At 69.6% G+C, this 15,402-nt stretch carries 28 protein-coding genes; all 28 read right to left on the reverse strand.

Annotated elements, in window-relative coordinates:
* Positions 1-52: 52 nt before the first annotated feature.
* Entirely contained in the window at positions 53-283 is a 231-nt protein-coding gene (locus ACZ3I4_RS17570; RefSeq protein ID WP_465382958.1) for a hypothetical protein, read from the reverse strand.
* Entirely contained in the window at positions 280-894 is a 615-nt protein-coding gene (locus tag ACZ3I4_RS17575) for a hypothetical protein (protein WP_465382959.1), read from the reverse strand. The genes ACZ3I4_RS17570 and ACZ3I4_RS17575 overlap by 4 nt, the downstream gene beginning before the upstream one ends.
* A complete protein-coding gene (locus ACZ3I4_RS17580; protein ID WP_465382960.1) occupies positions 881-1,105 on the reverse strand; it encodes a hypothetical protein in 225 nt (74 codons plus the stop codon). The genes ACZ3I4_RS17575 and ACZ3I4_RS17580 overlap by 14 nt, the downstream gene beginning before the upstream one ends.
* Positions 1,102-1,224: a hypothetical protein gene (locus ACZ3I4_RS17585; RefSeq protein ID WP_465382961.1), complete on the reverse strand. Its 123-nt coding sequence runs from the start codon at positions 1,222-1,224 to the stop codon at positions 1,102-1,104. Before ACZ3I4_RS17585 ends, ACZ3I4_RS17580 begins: the two co-directional genes overlap by 4 nt.
* A gap of 53 nt (positions 1,225-1,277) precedes the next feature.
* Positions 1,278-1,589 (reverse strand): hypothetical protein, encoded by a 312-nt coding sequence (locus ACZ3I4_RS17590; protein ID WP_465382962.1) that lies wholly within the window; start codon positions 1,587-1,589, stop codon positions 1,278-1,280.
* Positions 1,590-1,726: 137 nt separating this feature from the next.
* Positions 1,727-6,076, reverse strand: coding sequence for a DNA polymerase (locus ACZ3I4_RS17595; RefSeq protein ID WP_465382963.1), 4,350 nt, complete (start codon positions 6,074-6,076; stop codon positions 1,727-1,729).
* Positions 6,077-6,178: 102 nt separating this feature from the next.
* Positions 6,179-6,907, reverse strand: coding sequence for a hypothetical protein (locus ACZ3I4_RS17600; protein ID WP_465382964.1), 729 nt, complete (start codon positions 6,905-6,907; stop codon positions 6,179-6,181).
* 40 nt (positions 6,908-6,947) lie between these two features.
* The gene (locus ACZ3I4_RS17605) at positions 6,948-7,526 is read right to left on the reverse strand and encodes a nucleoside triphosphate pyrophosphohydrolase family protein (protein WP_465382965.1); all 579 of its coding nucleotides are present in this window, start codon (positions 7,524-7,526) and stop codon (positions 6,948-6,950) included.
* 73 nt (positions 7,527-7,599) lie between these two features.
* Positions 7,600-8,649, reverse strand: coding sequence for a hypothetical protein (locus ACZ3I4_RS17610; RefSeq protein WP_465382966.1), 1,050 nt, complete (start codon positions 8,647-8,649; stop codon positions 7,600-7,602).
* Positions 8,646-9,041 (reverse strand): HNH endonuclease, encoded by a 396-nt coding sequence (locus ACZ3I4_RS17615; RefSeq protein ID WP_465382967.1) that lies wholly within the window; start codon positions 9,039-9,041, stop codon positions 8,646-8,648. Before ACZ3I4_RS17615 ends, ACZ3I4_RS17610 begins: the two co-directional genes overlap by 4 nt.
* Before the next feature lie 193 nt (positions 9,042-9,234).
* Entirely contained in the window at positions 9,235-9,951 is a 717-nt protein-coding gene (locus ACZ3I4_RS17620) for a WhiB family transcriptional regulator (RefSeq protein ID WP_465382968.1), read from the reverse strand.
* On the reverse strand, positions 9,948-10,262 hold the full coding sequence (locus ACZ3I4_RS17625) for a hypothetical protein (RefSeq protein ID WP_465383023.1): 315 nt from the start codon (positions 10,260-10,262) through the stop codon (positions 9,948-9,950). Before ACZ3I4_RS17625 ends, ACZ3I4_RS17620 begins: the two co-directional genes overlap by 4 nt.
* Positions 10,262-10,537: a hypothetical protein gene (locus ACZ3I4_RS17630; protein ID WP_465382969.1), complete on the reverse strand. Its 276-nt coding sequence runs from the start codon at positions 10,535-10,537 to the stop codon at positions 10,262-10,264. Before ACZ3I4_RS17630 ends, ACZ3I4_RS17625 begins: the two co-directional genes overlap by 1 nt.
* Positions 10,521-10,826: a hypothetical protein gene (locus ACZ3I4_RS17635; RefSeq protein ID WP_465382970.1), complete on the reverse strand. Its 306-nt coding sequence runs from the start codon at positions 10,824-10,826 to the stop codon at positions 10,521-10,523. The genes ACZ3I4_RS17630 and ACZ3I4_RS17635 overlap by 17 nt, the downstream gene beginning before the upstream one ends.
* Positions 10,823-11,404, reverse strand: a complete 582-nt coding sequence (locus tag ACZ3I4_RS17640) for a hypothetical protein (protein WP_465382971.1) — start codon at positions 11,402-11,404, stop codon at positions 10,823-10,825. Before ACZ3I4_RS17640 ends, ACZ3I4_RS17635 begins: the two co-directional genes overlap by 4 nt.
* Positions 11,401-11,763, reverse strand: a complete 363-nt coding sequence (locus tag ACZ3I4_RS17645; protein WP_465382972.1) for a hypothetical protein — start codon at positions 11,761-11,763, stop codon at positions 11,401-11,403. Before ACZ3I4_RS17645 ends, ACZ3I4_RS17640 begins: the two co-directional genes overlap by 4 nt.
* The gene (locus ACZ3I4_RS17650) at positions 11,760-11,942 is read right to left on the reverse strand and encodes a hypothetical protein (protein WP_465382973.1); all 183 of its coding nucleotides are present in this window, start codon (positions 11,940-11,942) and stop codon (positions 11,760-11,762) included. The genes ACZ3I4_RS17645 and ACZ3I4_RS17650 overlap by 4 nt, the downstream gene beginning before the upstream one ends.
* Positions 11,939-12,127, reverse strand: a complete 189-nt coding sequence (locus ACZ3I4_RS17655; protein WP_465382974.1) for a hypothetical protein — start codon at positions 12,125-12,127, stop codon at positions 11,939-11,941. The genes ACZ3I4_RS17650 and ACZ3I4_RS17655 overlap by 4 nt, the downstream gene beginning before the upstream one ends.
* Complete coding sequence (locus tag ACZ3I4_RS17660) at positions 12,124-12,453, reverse strand: hypothetical protein (protein WP_465382975.1); 330 nt, start codon at positions 12,451-12,453, stop codon at positions 12,124-12,126. Before ACZ3I4_RS17660 ends, ACZ3I4_RS17655 begins: the two co-directional genes overlap by 4 nt.
* Positions 12,450-12,644: a hypothetical protein gene (locus ACZ3I4_RS17665; RefSeq protein ID WP_465382976.1), complete on the reverse strand. Its 195-nt coding sequence runs from the start codon at positions 12,642-12,644 to the stop codon at positions 12,450-12,452. Before ACZ3I4_RS17665 ends, ACZ3I4_RS17660 begins: the two co-directional genes overlap by 4 nt.
* Positions 12,641-12,814 carry a hypothetical protein gene (locus ACZ3I4_RS17670; RefSeq protein ID WP_465382977.1) on the reverse strand — a complete coding sequence of 58 codons (174 nt, stop codon included), beginning with the start codon at positions 12,812-12,814 and terminating at the stop codon, positions 12,641-12,643. Before ACZ3I4_RS17670 ends, ACZ3I4_RS17665 begins: the two co-directional genes overlap by 4 nt.
* Positions 12,811-13,041, reverse strand: coding sequence for a hypothetical protein (locus ACZ3I4_RS17675; protein ID WP_465382978.1), 231 nt, complete (start codon positions 13,039-13,041; stop codon positions 12,811-12,813). The genes ACZ3I4_RS17670 and ACZ3I4_RS17675 overlap by 4 nt, the downstream gene beginning before the upstream one ends.
* The gene (locus ACZ3I4_RS17680) at positions 13,038-13,283 is read right to left on the reverse strand and encodes a hypothetical protein (protein ID WP_465382979.1); all 246 of its coding nucleotides are present in this window, start codon (positions 13,281-13,283) and stop codon (positions 13,038-13,040) included. Before ACZ3I4_RS17680 ends, ACZ3I4_RS17675 begins: the two co-directional genes overlap by 4 nt.
* The gene (locus ACZ3I4_RS17685; RefSeq protein WP_465382980.1) at positions 13,283-14,101 is read right to left on the reverse strand and encodes a hypothetical protein; all 819 of its coding nucleotides are present in this window, start codon (positions 14,099-14,101) and stop codon (positions 13,283-13,285) included. Before ACZ3I4_RS17685 ends, ACZ3I4_RS17680 begins: the two co-directional genes overlap by 1 nt.
* Positions 14,101-14,334, reverse strand: a complete 234-nt coding sequence (locus ACZ3I4_RS17690) for a hypothetical protein (RefSeq protein WP_465382981.1) — start codon at positions 14,332-14,334, stop codon at positions 14,101-14,103. The genes ACZ3I4_RS17685 and ACZ3I4_RS17690 overlap by 1 nt, the downstream gene beginning before the upstream one ends.
* Positions 14,335-14,439: 105 nt before the next feature.
* Positions 14,440-14,598: a hypothetical protein gene (locus ACZ3I4_RS17695; protein WP_465382982.1), complete on the reverse strand. Its 159-nt coding sequence runs from the start codon at positions 14,596-14,598 to the stop codon at positions 14,440-14,442.
* 125 nt (positions 14,599-14,723) lie between these two features.
* The gene (locus ACZ3I4_RS17700; protein WP_465382983.1) at positions 14,724-14,969 is read right to left on the reverse strand and encodes a hypothetical protein; all 246 of its coding nucleotides are present in this window, start codon (positions 14,967-14,969) and stop codon (positions 14,724-14,726) included.
* Positions 14,962-15,237: a hypothetical protein gene (locus tag ACZ3I4_RS17705; RefSeq protein WP_465382984.1), complete on the reverse strand. Its 276-nt coding sequence runs from the start codon at positions 15,235-15,237 to the stop codon at positions 14,962-14,964. The genes ACZ3I4_RS17700 and ACZ3I4_RS17705 overlap by 8 nt, the downstream gene beginning before the upstream one ends.
* Between the last annotated feature and the right edge of the window lie 165 nt (positions 15,238-15,402).

Here is a 15,402-nt window from a genome sequence, read left to right on the forward strand (position 1 = left end):
CTGCGGATACACCTCTGCTTGCCCAGCAGTCTGAAGAATGACCTTGTCCTAGTCAAGCGGCGCGCGGGCGGCCTCGCCCTTCCGAGCGCTTGGCCACGTCGATGCGGATGGCCTGGCCGAGCAGGTACCAGACCCTCGGCTTGCCTCGCTCGTCGGTCGTGCGCACTCGAGTGAGGCCGTCGTGGCGGCCCCATGAGTGCACCGCGTCCTCGGTCAGGCCGTGACCGATGTGCTCGGCCACCTCCCGCGCCGTGCCCCACTGCTCGCCCGCCACCTCGATCACCGATTGCTCCCTGACATCTCGGCCCAGGTCCATGCCCCGTCGCAGGTCGTGCACTCGACCACCCGCTGCTCTCGGGGCGGAGCCAGACGCATCATCAAGCTGACGGCGTCGCACCAGGGGCAGCGAACTCGCGGCACGAACTGCCGGTCGAGCGGAACATGCAGCAGCCGGCGGATGCGGCTGTCGATCCGATCTGTCAGGGCCCACGTGGCCTCCGCCGCCGTCTTGCTCATCGCGGGCAGGGCCAGCTCGATGAGGCGGAGCGGCTGGGCGAACCGCATACCGTTGATCTTTGGCTCGAGGTGCCGAGCCACCTCGGCCAGCTGACCCTCGACCTCCTCGGCCAGGGCGGCGTACCGGTTGGCCCGGATCGGTTCCTTCAGCGCGATCAGGGCCTCGCTGGTCGGGTCGCTGTGCCCGCCGAGCGCCTGCCGGCGGCCGAACACCGGGCTCTTGATCGGGTCGGCGGCGGCAGCGCGCTCATCAGCAATGGCTCGGGCCTCCGCCACGTCGTGCTCGGCCAGCATGACCAGGGACGCGCGTAGTGACCACAGCACGGCGCCCGCCCGCAGGTGCTCAGGCGTCGGGTCGCCGATCTCAACCGAGGTCATGGGTGTCCTGTTCGTCGGGGCCGGGCGGGCCGAGCCGGGCCTGCAGGTCGCAGATGAAGCCCTCGCCGTGGATGCGGAACGGCGCCTCGTGGACGGTGATCCGGACCGGTTTGCTGTCGCCGAGCACGTTGGCCTCGTAGCGCACCCAGATGTTGGTGGGCCCAATAGGCGTCCACACGCGGGGCGAGACGAGGGCGGCGTAGGCCATCACGATCCGGACCCGCCATCGCGCAGAACGAGAATCCGTTCGGCCTCGGCGATCTCCGCCTCCACCTGCTGACGGGTCGCCCCGACCTCCAGCGCCTTGAAGACGGCGACACGAACCACCATCAGAGCGATTTGAGCGGGCGTCCGACCGTTACCGATCACCGACTTAGCGCTCATCACGGCGCTCCCGGCTCGCGGGCCATGCGCGGCCCATCCGAGCTGAACGCGTCCGGCCCGGGCTCGTCCTCGCCCGGGTCATCTACGCGGCTCTGCATGGCGCTGAGCGGGCTGCCGTAGCCCGCGGCGCGCAGCAGCCGGACGAGCTGGGCGGCGGGGAGAGTGGCGTACCACTGGCCGGCGTCGGAGTGCCCACGGCGCTTGTGCCAGACGATTCCGTAGTCGGCGCCGTCGTTGGCCTGCTCGAGCACCGCCTCGTCGACCCAGCCGGCCAGGTCGGTGCGCGCCTGGTTCTTCACCTCCAGCACCACACCTGGGACTCCCGCAATGTCGCCCCGATCTTGTGCCGAACCGGCCAGGCGCCTCTCCGCGTGCGGAAACCCGTGAGCGCGCAGGTAGGTCACGACGTCGCGTTCGGCCCCGGAGCCTTTGCGTTTCGATGCGGAGGTCATTTCTCGTAACAGCTCCCCCAGTTGAGGCCACGCTTGGCGAGGCCGGCTTCGATGTTGACGGTGCGGTACTCGGGTCGCGGGGCCCACGGGAAGCTGAGCGCCTCCATGACCTGGGCCTCGATCTCGTCGGCCCGGTCGGCCGGGATGCTCATGACGACCTCGTCGTGCACGACGGCGCGCAGGTACAGGTACAGCTCGCGCGGCATCCGGAGCAGGCCGTGCATGAGGATGTCGCGGGCCGCGGACTGGCCGACCAGGGCCGGGCCCTGGGTCCAGCCGAAGCCGGGGGTGGTGCGCAGGCGCCGGCCGAAGCCGTTGTCGAGCAGCTCGCCGGAGTCGGCGATCGCCGCGGTGTCCTGCTTCCAAGCGACCAGGCCGGGGTAGCGCTCCTTCATGGCCCGGTCGAACTCGCGGGCGGTGTCCTCGTCGCCGATCTTCGCGGCGAGCTTGGCGATGCCCATGCCGTAGTTCCAGCCGTGGCCCAGCACCTTGGCCTCCTCGCGGCGGCCGGCGTCGTTCCAGACGGCCATGGCGATCTCGGTGTGACTGTCGCGGCCGGGCTCGAACAGCTCGAGGTAGGCCGGGTCCTGGCACCAGGCGGCCACGGCGCGGGCGTCGACCTGGGAGAGGTCAGCGGAGATGATCACGTGACCGGGCTCGGGGAGGAAGATCTCCCGCTCGACGTGCTTGCCGCCACGCTTGCCCATGACGGTCAGGCCGGGCTCGGTGATGGACCAGCGGCCCGATGCCTGGAACATCGTGATGTCCGGGTGGACGCGGTCGCCGATCAGGCAGCGCTCGACGGTGCCGTAGACGGTGCGGATGCCGAGCAGCGAGCCGACGGTGTCGATCAGTTCGAGCACGTCGGGGCGGTCGGCGTAGCGCTCGATCATCTCCTCGCGAGCCTCCTTGCCGAAAGCCGGCCCACCGGACTTGGTGCGCTCGAGCTCGACGCCCAGGTCGTTGAAGGCGCGCTCGATCGCGGCCTTGCCCTCCTTGGTGGCGTGCGGGCTCTTGGCCGGCTTGCCGTTGGGCAGGGTCATCGGCAGTCCGTAGCGGTCCTGCAGCTCGGCCAGCCGCCGGGCTCGCAGGGCCTCGCCCTGGGCCACGCGCTCAGCGAGCAGGTCGCGGTCGACCCGGAAGCCGTTCAGGCGGATCTGAGCGGCGATCGCGGCGACGCGGTGCTCGCGCTTCGCGTAGGCGGTGCGCTTCTGTCCCTGGGCGATCCGGGCGGTCAGGTTGACGTCCTGGGCGCAGTAGGCGACGTATTCGGGGTCAGTGACCGGGATCTGGTCGAAGCCGCCGTGCTGCTTGGCCAGGGCCTTGAGGTCGTGGCTCTTGGCGCCGAGGTCTTTGGCCGCGCCGAGGGCGTCGAGGCCGAGCGCGCGCATGATCTGGCCCTGCTTGGTGCGTGCCTCGGGCGGGTTGACGACGACCTCGGTGAGCATCGTGTCGATCAGGCGGCCCTGCTCGGCCAGGTCGTGGATGTCGACGCCGTGGTGCAGGGCGAAGGCGAGCAGGTCGAAACCCATCAGGTTGTGGCCGATGATCAGTTTGGCCTCGCGGAGCAGGCCGGCCACCTCGGCCGCGTCGTCGTAGACCCGGATGGTCTTGCCCTGCTGCACCCCGGTGATCCGGATGAAGCCCTGACGCACGGGCCAGAGCAAGGCGTCGGCCGACTCGATGTCGAAGACGAGCACGCCCTCGGGCAGTTCGATGTCGCCGTCGGTCGTCCAGGTGGAGAGGTCGACCGCCACAGCCGGGTCCGGCTCGGCTGCAGCCTGTTCTCCGGAGAACAGGCTCGGCTGCTCGACGCCGTCCCACGGCTCCTCGGGAGCGGAGAGCGCGACTTCTGCCGTTGTGCCGGAATACTGCCGGTTCTCGGATGAGTCGCGCCCGACTTCCGACGAATTCTGCTGGTTGGAGGGAGGGGAGGGAAGGGAGGGGGCTTCAGATCCCGGCCCTATGCGTGACACGTGCGCTTCATGCACGCGCGCATCAGAGAGAGTGTTTCTCGCATGTGTTGGGTTAGGAGCCTCCTCCGGTCCCTCCGGACCCACCGGATTTTCCGGCACAACGGCACTATTCGGACCCTCGGCCTCATCCGGCTCGACTGCCCAGAGCGCGCGACCGCCCCGAGCCTCCTTCGGCTTGCCGTCGATGGTGAGCGGCCGGCGCAGTCGCAGACCGCCGAACGACCGGTCGCGGTAGCGGGCGTAGGCCTCTCCCAGCGCCTTTGGATACGCCACTTTGTCAGCGATATCAGCAGAGATCGGCGGATACTCGGCATCGCTGCTGTCGGCCTGCAGCTTGGCCCGGACCTCGCGAGCGGTGAACTCGGCGCAGTCGAAGGTGTCGCGTAGCCACGCGAGGTGAGCTGCCCAGTAACCGGAGGCCAGATTGCTCTCTGATCGCCAGGCCCGCAGGTTGCCGAGGAACTCCGGCTGGCCTGCGGTCTCGACGATCCCTCCGAGCGTCTCGGCCCATTTCTCGAACGACCCGAAGGTGACCCCGTTCGCCGGCCGCGGCTTGCCGGCGGCGAACCATGCGCGCACCAGCAGCAGGGCGGCACGAATCAGTTCCGCCCGGTTGACCCGGGTCCAGTCCTCGAGGTGGGGGTGCCGGAAGCTCTGGGTGTCGCGGTCCTCGGGGTTGGCCTCCCGCGGCCGCAGGGCAATGCGGTAGACCCGGCGGAAGACGTCACCCTCGACCCGGACGTTGTTGCCCAGTGAGATCCAGGTGGCTCGGTTCGGGTAGCCCTTCATGTTGTTGCCGCCCAGCAAGCGGTCTTTCCAGTACGCCCCAGTCAGCGCGCGGGCCAGCGACGGCCCGTCGAGTTGGTGGGCCTCATCGAAGACGAGCACCTCGGGGCCGGCCATGAAGGCCGAAGTGAGTTGCTTGCGGAACTCGTCGTCGTCGCGGTTGTAGCCCATCATCTGCGGCTTCTCGCCCAGGAACATCAGCAGGATGCAGTCGACGAGCAGGTTCTTGCCGACGCCCGGCGCCAGGCCGTCGATAACCGCGAGGGGGACGACATACATCATGGAGCGCACGAAGGGCGTCAGCACGAGCGCGAGAGCGTTGGCGCGGTTGGCCTCGTCGGGGAACGGGAAGTCGCCGAGCCACTCGTCGAGGATCAGCTTGCGGGCCTGGGCGATCTCGTCGGCGGTGGGCTCGTCGGGCACTTCGATCCCGACCAGGTCGGGGTCCATGACGACCATCGTGCGCGTGGCCTCGTCGTAGCCGTTGGAGCTGCAGATGGTGCCGTCGGGGCGTACGAACGGCGAGCGCGCGATCAGGTCGAGCTCGGTGAACCGGTCGGAGCGGCTCAACACGACCTTGACCGTCTGCGCGTCGGCCCAGACGTCGGTCATCCCGGCCTGCTCGCCATCGCGCCCGACGACCCGCTTCGCGGTCCGCGCGGTCTGGGCCAGGATGTCGAGGAAGGATCCCTCGGTGATCGGTTCCATCGCCTGGCCCTTGAGCTGGCTCAGTTTCTCGCCATGACAGAACAGCCGCGAGGCGTTCCACCTAGCCAGCAGCACGTCCGTGATCTCGTTGATGATCTGCAGGCGATCGCCGTCGAGGTAGACGATGGGGCGGTCCGACGGCCCGGGCGGCAGGCTCAGGTCGACGGCACCACGAGCGCGCGCCTTCGGCTTCGCGTCGGCTGGCTTCGGCTTCGGTGCCGCGATCATCCGGGCCAGGTACGAAGCCCGCTTGTCCTCGGCCCGCTTGGCCAGCACGTCGTCGAGGCCGTTGGTGCCGCCGACGCCGGCCAGGCGCATGAAACCCACCGCGGTGGCGCCCTCGGCCGCGCAGGCCTCGGCGATACGCAGGCCCGCGGTGTAGACGTCCAGGTTGGTGGCGGCGTCCGCGTCGAGCGCGACGACGACCCGCTTGTCCTCGACGACGGCCAGGTCGGTCAGCGGAATCCCGTCGGCCGACCAGTTGCGGCACCCGCCGACGCCGTACACGGCCACGTTCGCCGGCGCGTACGCCGCGGCCGCCCAGGTCTGCTTGGTGCCCTCGACGATCAGCACGGCGTCGTGCTCGTTGGTGACCGGCCGGGCGGCGTTCAGCACCGAGCCTGCGCCCTTGGGCCACAGGTACTTCTGCCCGTCGGCGGCGATCGGCGTGTCCGGCCGGACCTGCTCGACGACCTCACCCGACGGCGAGCGCCACGGGAAGACGATGGCCGGCACGGCCTGCTCACCCCACGAGCGAGCCCACTCGGGCAGTTCGTCCACCGTGGTCGCCGAGCGGATGCCCGCGACCTGCGCCACCTCGTCGGTGATCGCGGCCTGCTCGCGGAGGTAGACCGCGTGCTGCTCGATGATCGTCATCGATGCCTTCCTGGGGACGGAACGGCGGGCCAGACCCGGCTAAGGGCCCGGCCCGCCGGGAGAGCGGGAGCAAGTGGCCGAGCGACTAGACTAGTCGCATGACTAGAACGGGATGTCCGAGTCGTCGATCGGCGCCGCGGCCGCGCTGGCCGGGGCAGTGGCAGCCACCGGGGCCGACGTCGGGGCCATGGCGCGCGCCTCGCTGTGGGCCGCCTGGGCACCCGCGATCGACGCCTGCAGGGCGGGGCCCTGGACCGCCTCCCACTTGTTCAGCTCGGCGTCTTTGTCGTACGGCTTGCCGCCGACCAGGATCGGCGTCTCGTCGACCGGCTTGCCCGACCCGGGCCCGCCCGCCGGCGGCTCGTACTCCGCGGTCCAGGTGTTGGTTTTCGGCCCGGTGCCGTCCTTCACCTGCTCGCCGAGGATCAGGAAGAACTTCGCGCCGATCTCCAGGCCGACCCGGTGGGCCTTGGCCTTCTTCAGGGCGATCGCGACGGCGTCCCCGCCCCGCTTGCCCTCGAGCGTGGTGTTGCGCCGGCCCTTGCGCGGGTCGATGAAGATCCGCAGCTCGCTGTCGCCGTTGGCGTCCTCGACGCCGGTGTCGACCGTGACCTCCCACTGGCAGATCGGGTCGTTGGGCCGGCCGTCGGACTTGCGGTAGGCGTCGAAGGTGCGGGTCCACGACCCGTCCTCGTTCTGCTGCAGGTACTGCGGCCGGCGGGTGTCGAAGTCGGTGGTCTGCACGACCCGGAAGTCGACGATGGTGCCGCCGTGCCGGTCGCCGGGGTTCTTGAACTTTGCGTACGGTGCTGCGCTGACGCCGATGGGCATCTGGTGCTCCTTGGGATAAGAGGATGGGTGTTCGGGCAGGTCAGGCGTTGGTGTCGGTCAGCGCGCGGCCGCCGTGGCGGAACGAACGGGTGCGGTTGTAGGCGACCTTGCGCTCGTACTCGCCGGCCAGGTCGATGGCGAAGTGCTCGGTGGTGGTGACCAGGGCGCGCAGCAGGAATGCGGCGTCGCCAGCAAGTGAGGCCGGGCCGGTCTTGCCGAGTTGGGCGGTGAGCCCGTGTAGCCAGGAGACCCAGTCGCCGAACGACTCCAGGTGCCGTGCCTCGACGGGCGAGACGTCGCCGAGTTGGAGGTCCATCTCGAACGGCCGGACGCCGAAGACGTCGCAGGTGTCAAGCAGCCGGATCAGCACGTCGGCGAACTCGGAGCCCACGCCCTCCGGCTTCGGCCCGTTGCGGGGGTCGCGCAGTCGCCAGTCCCGGAAGGCCTCCAGGGCCTCGCTCAGCTCGGAGTGCAGCAGCGCGACGTAGTCGCCGAAGGTATTGCCGCCAGGACCGCCCTCAGCGGAGCGCCACCCTTTCTCGACGTTGATCGCGCGGATCTCCGCCGTCATGTCAGCCAGGCTCTTGCCGTGCAGGAAGTGGGGGTTGAGATAGCCCATTGCGGGCCTCCTTGGGATAAGAGGATGGGTTTTCAGGACCCGCGGTTCTCTACAAACCGCGGGGGTCTTGGCTTCATCGCGTGGGCTGGAGCAGCTCGGCCTTGCGGGCCCGGGCGGCCTCGGTGTGCGTCGGCGTCCACCGGCCCTTCGGATGCAGGTCGCGATAGAGCGCGGCCAGCGCCTTGGGGTGACCGGCGGCGCGGATGAGTGCGAGCACCTGGTCGCCGACCGGCTCGGTGCGCACGGTGTGCGGCCACCCGAGCGACTTCGACATCGCCCGCAGGCGCCGGACCTCGGCGGCGATCTGTGCCGCCTGCCAGCCCACGGTCAGGTCGATCTCGTACAGGTCACACTTGGCCTGACCCACCGGGGCGTGCATGACGATCCCGGTGCACCGGCACAGCCCCTCGGGCAGCGGCTCGAGCTGCCCGTCCTCGCCGATCATGCCGTCGGCGTTGGCGTACTGGCCCAGTTGGCAGCAGATCTCCAGCCAGCCGAAGTCGACGGTCTTCTGCGACTTCACGTCGGCGATCTTCAGGTGGCCGCCGCACTGCGAGCAGGGTCGTTGCATGTCGACGATCCGGTCGAGAGTGCCGGCCGAGTCGGTCACCGAGTTGATGACGATCCGCTCGATCCACTGCGGCGGGCGGACGATGCTCGCCTCGTAGCAGGCATCGAGGTAGGCGTTCAGGTCGGCCAGCTCGCTCTCGGTGGCCAGGTGCTTGACCTCGGCGAGCCGACCGGCGTCGGCGTACTCGGTGAGCGTGTGCGCCTGGGTGCCGGCCTCGGATCCCGCGTCGGCCCCCGCCGCGTGAGCCGCCTCGTCGCACAGCGCGTCGAGGACCGCCTTGGCCTCCTTGGCCGCCCGCCAGTCGGGCGCCGTCTCGATCGCGGCGGCCATCTCCGGGATCCGGTTGAGCAGTGTCGGCGCCAGGGCCAGCCCCTCGGCCACCTTGCGCCGCTTCCACCCGATCAGCCCGTTGAGGTCCTTGAGCGTCCCGACCACCGTGGTGGCCCGGGTCCACGACCGCGGCCGCCCATTGGCGTCCGGCAGCACGTAGCGACCCCATTTGTCCCTTTCGGGTTCCGGGCGCATCGGTGGGATCTTCACCAGGTCACTCATGCGTTCGCCTTCTTCCGCGCGCGGTAGCGCCAGTTGTTGTCCTTCTGGCACTCGCGGCAGACGCGCCGTCCAGGCGGAGAACTGGCCCGGACGTTGTCGCCGATCAGGTCGTGTCCCCGGCTGCACTTCGTCTGGTTTGACCGGGGGTGTCCGGCCGCATCGAACTGTCGCCGTGTGTTCTCGGACCGGGTGGTCGGCTCGAGGTGCTCCGGGTTGACGCACCGGGTGTTTCGGCAGAGATGATCGAGTGTCAGGCCGTCGGAGATCGAGTTCCCGTAGACCTTGAACATCACGATGTGCGCCTTGACCGGCTTGCCGGCCACGTTGAACTGCCCGTACCCGCGGTTGTCGAGCGCCGCAGTCCATATCCAGCAGCCGGTCTCGAAGTCCACGAAGACCTTGCTGAACAGCCGAGTCTTGAGCGTCCGTTTTCCCCACAGTGCGAGCGCCGTTTCGTGGGCGCGCTCTGGGCTGTATCTGCTCATTGCTGTTCGTCCTCCTCGGACTAGTCGCGGTAGGTCGTGCCGCAGCCGGAAAGGCACTCGGCGTCGGGATCCAGGTCGCCGGGCCACACGTGCGCGCACATCAGGCGTTCACCGCCAGGCGGCGGCCGCCGGGGCCGAACTTGCTGGGCAGCTGCATGCGGCGCCGGGCGTCGCAGACGACGGTCTGCGAGTAGCCGAGTTTCAGCGCGATCGCGGTGTCGGGCTGGTCGGCGTCGTAGAGCGCGCGCACCCGTTCGTCGAGGTCCGCGAGACGCCGGGCCTGCGGGGCGGGACGCTCGCCGGGCGGCAGCATCAGGCGGATCTGCTGGTTGTTGCGCCGGAACCAGGCGGCCAGGGCGCTGACGGTCATGTTGCGGGCCAGCCCGGCCCGGATCACGTCCGCCCGCTCGTCCGGCCCCATGTTGTTGATGAGCCGCGGGTCGGCGGTCAGGGCCTGCTCGATCCGGTCGTGGTCGGCGGTCATCCCGCGGCGGGCCCGCTCGCCGGCGGCCTCGGCCTGGACCCGGGGGCTGGAGAACACCCGGCCGCCCCACACGTTGTGGGTCTCCCGGTGCTCGACCGCATAGGACCAGCACTGTTCGATGAACGGGCACCGGTTCTTGATGCACAGCGCCGCGGCGTCGCTCAGATCCTGACTGTCGTGGGAGGTGAAAAGGTTGGCGGCGCCCTTCTCCGGGGAGCATCCCCGTGCGGGGTCGGTCATCCAGGCCGGCCGGGGCGTGAGGGTGATGGGCTGGCGCGGTGTTGCGGAGGTGAGCCGGGCACCGCGGTATCGGATCTGTCCGTTGTGTCTCATCGGTGGCTCCTTGCGGCGGTACTGGTGCGCTGCTTCGGGATGGGCACGGGCCCGCGGTTGACCGGCCGCCGGACCGGTGCGGCCGGTGGCGCCTGGCGTTCCGGCGCAGGCCGCAGTCCGGCGAGCTGGACGAAGATCTCCCGCTTCTCGACCGCGTCGCGGTACCTGTCGAGCTCGTAGCCGGCCAGCCACACCCAGCCCTGCGGCGTGGACCCGAGCGTGAAGACCCGGCGGACCGAGAACAGCAGCGGCGCCGCGAACTGGACGGATGCGGCTTTGGTGATCAGCAGGATCTCGCCGGCCTTGGGCATCACGACGCCACCTCCGTGGGCAGCAGCACGCTCTCGGCGAGTTGGGCGGCCTTCTCGAGGGCTCCCGCGACGTCGAGGGTGAGCACGGGGTCGTGGGCGCCGCCGGCCATCCGGCGCAGGGTTCCGGCCAGGGCGGTGCGGACCGCGTCGAGCAGAACCTGCCCATAGGCGGCGAGCATCTCCGGCTCGGGGTAGGGCTCGCCGTGCTCGGCAGCCCAGTCGCAGGCGGCCCGGACGGCGGCGGTCATGTGCAGCGGGTCAGGCACTGAGCTCACCGCCCGGAACGTCCAGGCCGGTGTCGCAGAACGCCTCGAGCAGGGCGGTCGAGTACAGCCGCTTGAACTCATCGGCGTGCCGGTGCACGAGAGCTTCCAGGGCCTGCTTGCGGGCTGTTTCCTGAGCCTGGGTCAGTCGGCGCCCCTGGGCAGTGCGCATCCTCTGCGCCTGGCTGGTGACCCGGTTGTGCTCGGTGCGGCAGGCGTCGTCGATCGTCTCGCCGCGGCGGATGTGCCGGTTGTAGGCGGCGTGCGTGCCGCACGGCTTGAGTTCCTTGACCGTGCTCACTTCGACCACGCCCGGGTGTGCGACGCGTGGACCTTCTTCAGCGTGACCCGGATCGCCTCAAGCAGGGCGGCCGTGTCTGGTGTCGGCTTGCCCAGCGCCGTCATCTCGTCGGTGGCGGTGATCAGGCTGTCGAAGGCGGTGATGCCCCCGAGCAGCGCCAGTCGTGCCTTGTTGTTGCGGTCAGCGGTCCGGCTGTAGTGGTCGACCTGCTCCTCGAGACCCTGAATGGTCTTGCCGTGCTCGTCGCAGTCGAATGCCCGCCGCGAGCCCTCACGGATCTGACGGTCGGCGTCGACCCGGACGTGGGCCAGCTGGCCGTTCAGGAAGTGGATCTCGTCGAGCGCGGCGCGCAACGCCACGTCGATGACCTCGGCCAGCTCGGGCCGCTCCCGGCCGACCCGGTCCAGCGCCTGCAGCTGATCGCGCACCTTGTACGTGACGGCGCGCAGGGAGGTGCCGTTGCCGTCGAACCGCTCGCGGTCACGGGGGTCGAGGTGGGCACCGCCTTTGTGGTCGGCTGGCCCCTCCTCCGTGCACTTCGTGCGCTGGCAGATCTTGTCCGGTCCGTATTCGTTCATCGGGCATCGGTCCCGTCGGAGTCGTCGGTGAGGAAGCGCTCGAGGGCCGCGCAGCGCGCGTCGACCTCGGCGTCGGTGAGGTAGATCCGGCCGATCCCGTCGGGGAACATCGGCGCGTTGACCCAGGCGATCGCGGCGTCGTTGAGCCGCCGGCCCAGGTCGTCGGCGTGGGCCAGTGCCTCGTTGCGCTCGCGGCGCAGCTGCCGGTTGGCTTCGCGGTACCGGACCTTGCCGCGGGCGAATTCCCGCAGCCCGGCGCGGGCGTCGATGGCGTTGAGGGCCTGCCACACGTTGATCCCGATGGAGACCATGCCGATGGCGAGGGCGCCGGCGAGCAGCAGCGGCCAGTTCCCGGTCATGACTCATCACCCCGGTGGCCCTCGTAGGCCTCGAAGGGCTGGTAGCCGGCGTTGCACCGGCGCCCGGGGTGCGACCCTGCACCGCAGTTGACGCAGCATTCGGGATCGGTGTTCCGCTCGCCCTGGACCAGCACCTCGCCGTTGACGAGGCCGACGACGTACCGCTTCGTCTTGCTCATGCCGGCCACCTCCAGCAGGCGGCGGTGGCCAGGTCGTAGGCGGTCTCGGTGTCGCGGACGCGGCGCAGGTCTATGCCGGTGGACCGGCCGTAGCGGCTGTTCTCGCGGGCGATCTGCCGGGCCCGTTCGGCGTCGAGGGCGGCCTGGAAGCGGGCGGCGAGCCGGTTGAGCTGGCTGGCGGTCACCGGCCCTCACCGCCTCGGCTCCAGTAGCCCGGCTGGCACGTGACGTGCGTGCACTGCCCACCGATCTCGCGCGGGTGTAGTCCTTCGTCGCAGAGCTCGTAGGTGCCGGGCGGGTAGAAGTGCGCTGGCCACCTGTCGCCGTCGATCGGAGCCGCGTGGATCGGCGCTAGATCCCGCTCGATCTCGGCGAGTGCTTTGGCCTCGTCGAACTTCTCCACTACGGAGTAGGGCTCCCCGTTGACGGTTGCGAGCATGGTGCCCCAGTTGTCACGGCCACGGAGCGCCCGGACCTTGACCTTGCAGTCGTTGAAGGTCTTGGTGATCACCGGCGCACCTCCTGGCGCAGGTCGGCCTGGACGGCCGCGTAGATGGGCGGCTGCTCGGTTGCGGGCCGGGCCAGCTGCTCGGCGACCGAAGCCCGGGTGTGCCGGCCGGGTCCGCGCAGGGCGTCGGCGACGGAGCTCTGGCGGCGGGTCTCGCCGCGGACGACGGCGCGCAGGCTGATGAAGGCGGTCATCGTTGACCTCGCTTCGTTACGCGGAAGCCACGACCTTTTTCGTCGTCGTGACCTCGCACCGGTGTGACCTTGTAGCCCTCGCGGTTCTCGTAAGGAGTCGCGCCAGACTTGGTGATGAAGCGGCCACCGTCGGGGCGAGTGATCTCGTGGGCGTCGCGATCCTGGCTCATCGAGCCACCGCCGGATTCCAGTCGACGCGGGCGTCGGTGACGGCGGTGAAGGCGCGCAGCGCGGTGACCTCTTCGCCGGTGGTCAGGGCCCGCCCGGCCGGCTGCACGGTGAGGTGGTGCTCGCCGTCGACGTGCACGGTGACCGGGATGTGGGCGGTGGCCCAGAGCACGCACCGGACGGCGTCGGCCTCGGGCTGGGCGATGGGGTGCACGATCGTCGTGGTCACTCCGGCTCACCGCCCGAGACACGCCGCTCGACCAGGTCGAGGCCATCGAGGATCTGCGCGATGAACTGGAGTCGCTGCTCGGCAGGCACAGGAGCCATCCCTCGGCTGCGCACGATCGCTCCGATGGCGCCGAGGGCGTTGGAGTGGGCGCGATTGATGTTGTTGAAGCCGTTGTCGAGCCGGTCGGCGACGTCCTCAACGGTGCCTTCCCAGGTCGCCCCGGGCGGTGGCGTCGTGGCCATCACAGGACACCCCCGGCCACAGCGAGGGTCTTGATTCCAGCCGGGGTCTGCTTCGGCAGCGGGACCGGCGGCTTCGGTGCAACGGTGGGCAGCGGGACATCCCAGGCGAGGGTGCCGGTACGCACGACGTGCAGGCCGGTCTTCACCGCCCGGTCGTACTGCTGGACACCCCACGCGATGGCGTGCAGGCACCACAGGAAGTGGTAGTCGTAGTCGCGGAGATCCCACTCCCAGGTGTCCGAGATCAGCCCGATCTTTTCCAGCTCGGCCAGCAGCTCGCGAGCGCCGTCCTCGAACTGGACGCCGGAACCCCACTCCTCGTGCTCACGGATCAGCTCACGGATCTCATCAACCGTCTTGGGCTTCTCGATTCGTTGCGCTCCGCTGAGCGCGTAGAAGCCGGACGTGGTCTGCTGCGTCTCGTGCCGGTGGAGAAGGTCGTCGTACCGCTCGGGCCACTCCGCCAGCGCTTCCTCGACGTACTGCTGGAGGATGTGCTCGCCGTAGACCTGTACGGAGCGGCGGCCGTTGTCGAGCTTCTCGGCCCAGTAGCCGGCGTTGATGCCGTACGGGTAACCCTTGCTGCGGAAGAACGAGAACATGTCGGCCAGCCGCCGGAAGGTGTACGAGCCGCGGTCGCCGGTGATGGTCAGCGAACCGGGCACGGTGATCAGTTCGAAGCGGTTGTTCCACGAGTGCCGGCGCTGCTCGAAGACGAGGTGGCGGTGCAGGCCGTGGTCGAGGCGCACCATCATGCGGTGTCCGTCCACGTCGTTGGCGAAGGCGGTCGCGACCTGGTGCTCGATGTCCTTCGTCATCACAGGTCACCGCCCCGCGTGCTGCTGTTGGTCATCGGCGCGATCAGCTGCGGGTAGGCGTGCGTGTCGAAGCAGCGGATCAGGTCGGTGACCGGCGCCGGCAGAGCGACGGTGGTCATGTCGCCGCCGGTCTGGATCCAGGCACGGGTGGGGACCACCTCGACGCCGGTGACGCCGGGCAGGGTGGCGAGGTAGTTGGCGATGACGCAGCGCCCGGGGCAGCCCGGCGTCACCGGTGATGCCGAGGTTGTGCAGGCTGATCGCGATGGCGTCGGCGGTGCCGCCCAGCTGGGCGAGGGCGTCGAGGGCGGGGTGCGTGGTGGCCTGGACGACGGTGGTCATCGGGCACCGCCACGGGGCCGGTGGATGAAGTCGCTGTTCTTGTTGGCGTGGTCGCCTCGGCGTGCCATCGTCTCGGCGCCGGCGGGGATCCCGCCGAGCTTGATGTGCTTGCGGCGGAGCTTGTAGTACTCCGCGATTTCCTTCTCCGTGGACATGGGAGACAATTCCTCTCGGTTGATGCCCTCAGCGCTGGCTTGTCGGTCGTGCTGGGGGCGTCGCTGTGTGTTGGCTGGGCCCGGCCGGCGGCGATTTCGGCGCAGCGCCGTCCGGGCCCGAGTTCTCAGGCCGCCTTCCGGCGCCGATCCGCGGACTTACGGGCAATGGCCTGCATGTGCGCCTTTTGCAAGGCGCCGGCTCGGCGCATCCGCTCGTCCGGGTCGGTGATCTCGGCGGGCACCTGCTCGAGGAAGCGGCGCATGCGGCCCGCCGCGGCGGCCTGTTTGCGGTTGGCTTCCTGCTCGGGGGTCCGGGTGGCGTACGAGACAAGTCCGCCCTGGCGGCCGATCTGGCGATGGAAGTCAGTCATCGGTGTCGACCTCGAAGCAGCGGGCGACGGGCCAGTCGAGCCGTTTGGCGACGCGCAGGGCGTGCGAGTAGCGGATGTCGAACTCACCGCGGCGTACGCGCCAGAAGGTCATCTCGCTGAAGCCGAGCAGCCGGTAGATCGTTTCGAGCCGGTCGGTGTGCAGCTGGGTCTTGGCGCGCTCGACGGCGGCCGGTGTCAGGCGTGGATAGGGGCCACGCCTGACATCGTCGGCGATGGCCGCCGGTCTATCACGTGTGATGGGTGGCATGGCGTCAGCATGCACCCATCACACGTGATGGGTCAAGTGGCTACGCGGATGATGTCCCCTGACCTATTGATCTATGTCACTCTGAGGGCAGGACCGCGTATCCGCAGCAAGGGGGCGTTATGGCACACGACCGGACCAAGCTTGCCCAGCACCCATCAGCCCTGA

Source organism: Actinoplanes sp. NPDC021490 (assembly GCF_055562135.1).

Bases quoted from the DNA above. Each gene is read 5' to 3' on its own strand.
- ACZ3I4_RS17595 (WP_465382963.1), bottom strand. From the start codon at position 6,076: ATGACGATCATCGAGCAGCACGCGGTCTACCTCCGCGAGCAGGCCGCG.
- ACZ3I4_RS17700 (WP_465382983.1), bottom strand. From the start codon at position 14,969: ATGACTGACTTCCATCGCCAGATCGGCCGCCAGGGCGGACTTGTCTCG.
- ACZ3I4_RS17625 (WP_465383023.1), bottom strand. From the start codon at position 10,262: ATGCCCAAGGCCGGCGAGATCCTGCTGATCACCAAAGCCGCATCCGTC.
- ACZ3I4_RS17640 (WP_465382971.1), bottom strand. From the start codon at position 11,404: ATGAACGAATACGGACCGGACAAGATCTGCCAGCGCACGAAGTGCACG.
- ACZ3I4_RS17650 (WP_465382973.1), bottom strand. From the start codon at position 11,942: ATGAGCAAGACGAAGCGGTACGTCGTCGGCCTCGTCAACGGCGAGGTG.
- ACZ3I4_RS17605 (WP_465382965.1), bottom strand. From the start codon at position 7,526: ATGGGCTATCTCAACCCCCACTTCCTGCACGGCAAGAGCCTGGCTGAC.
- ACZ3I4_RS17695 (WP_465382982.1), bottom strand. From the start codon at position 14,598: ATGTCCACGGAGAAGGAAATCGCGGAGTACTACAAGCTCCGCCGCAAG.
- ACZ3I4_RS17645 (WP_465382972.1), bottom strand. From the start codon at position 11,763: ATGACCGGGAACTGGCCGCTGCTGCTCGCCGGCGCCCTCGCCATCGGC.
- ACZ3I4_RS17705 (WP_465382984.1), bottom strand. From the start codon at position 15,237: ATGCCACCCATCACACGTGATAGACCGGCGGCCATCGCCGACGATGTC.
- ACZ3I4_RS17620 (WP_465382968.1), bottom strand. From the start codon at position 9,951: ATGAGACACAACGGACAGATCCGATACCGCGGTGCCCGGCTCACCTCC.
- ACZ3I4_RS17610 (WP_465382966.1), bottom strand. From the start codon at position 8,649: ATGAGTGACCTGGTGAAGATCCCACCGATGCGCCCGGAACCCGAAAGG.
- ACZ3I4_RS17585 (WP_465382961.1), bottom strand. From the start codon at position 1,224: ATGGTGGTTCGTGTCGCCGTCTTCAAGGCGCTGGAGGTCGGGGCGACC.
- ACZ3I4_RS17600 (WP_465382964.1), bottom strand. From the start codon at position 6,907: ATGCCCATCGGCGTCAGCGCAGCACCGTACGCAAAGTTCAAGAACCCC.
- ACZ3I4_RS17685 (WP_465382980.1), bottom strand. From the start codon at position 14,101: ATGACGAAGGACATCGAGCACCAGGTCGCGACCGCCTTCGCCAACGAC.
- ACZ3I4_RS17680 (WP_465382979.1), bottom strand. From the start codon at position 13,283: ATGGCCACGACGCCACCGCCCGGGGCGACCTGGGAAGGCACCGTTGAG.
- ACZ3I4_RS17670 (WP_465382977.1), bottom strand. From the start codon at position 12,814: ATGAGCCAGGATCGCGACGCCCACGAGATCACTCGCCCCGACGGTGGC.
- ACZ3I4_RS17665 (WP_465382976.1), bottom strand. From the start codon at position 12,644: ATGACCGCCTTCATCAGCCTGCGCGCCGTCGTCCGCGGCGAGACCCGC.
- ACZ3I4_RS17575 (WP_465382959.1), bottom strand. From the start codon at position 894: ATGACCTCGGTTGAGATCGGCGACCCGACGCCTGAGCACCTGCGGGCG.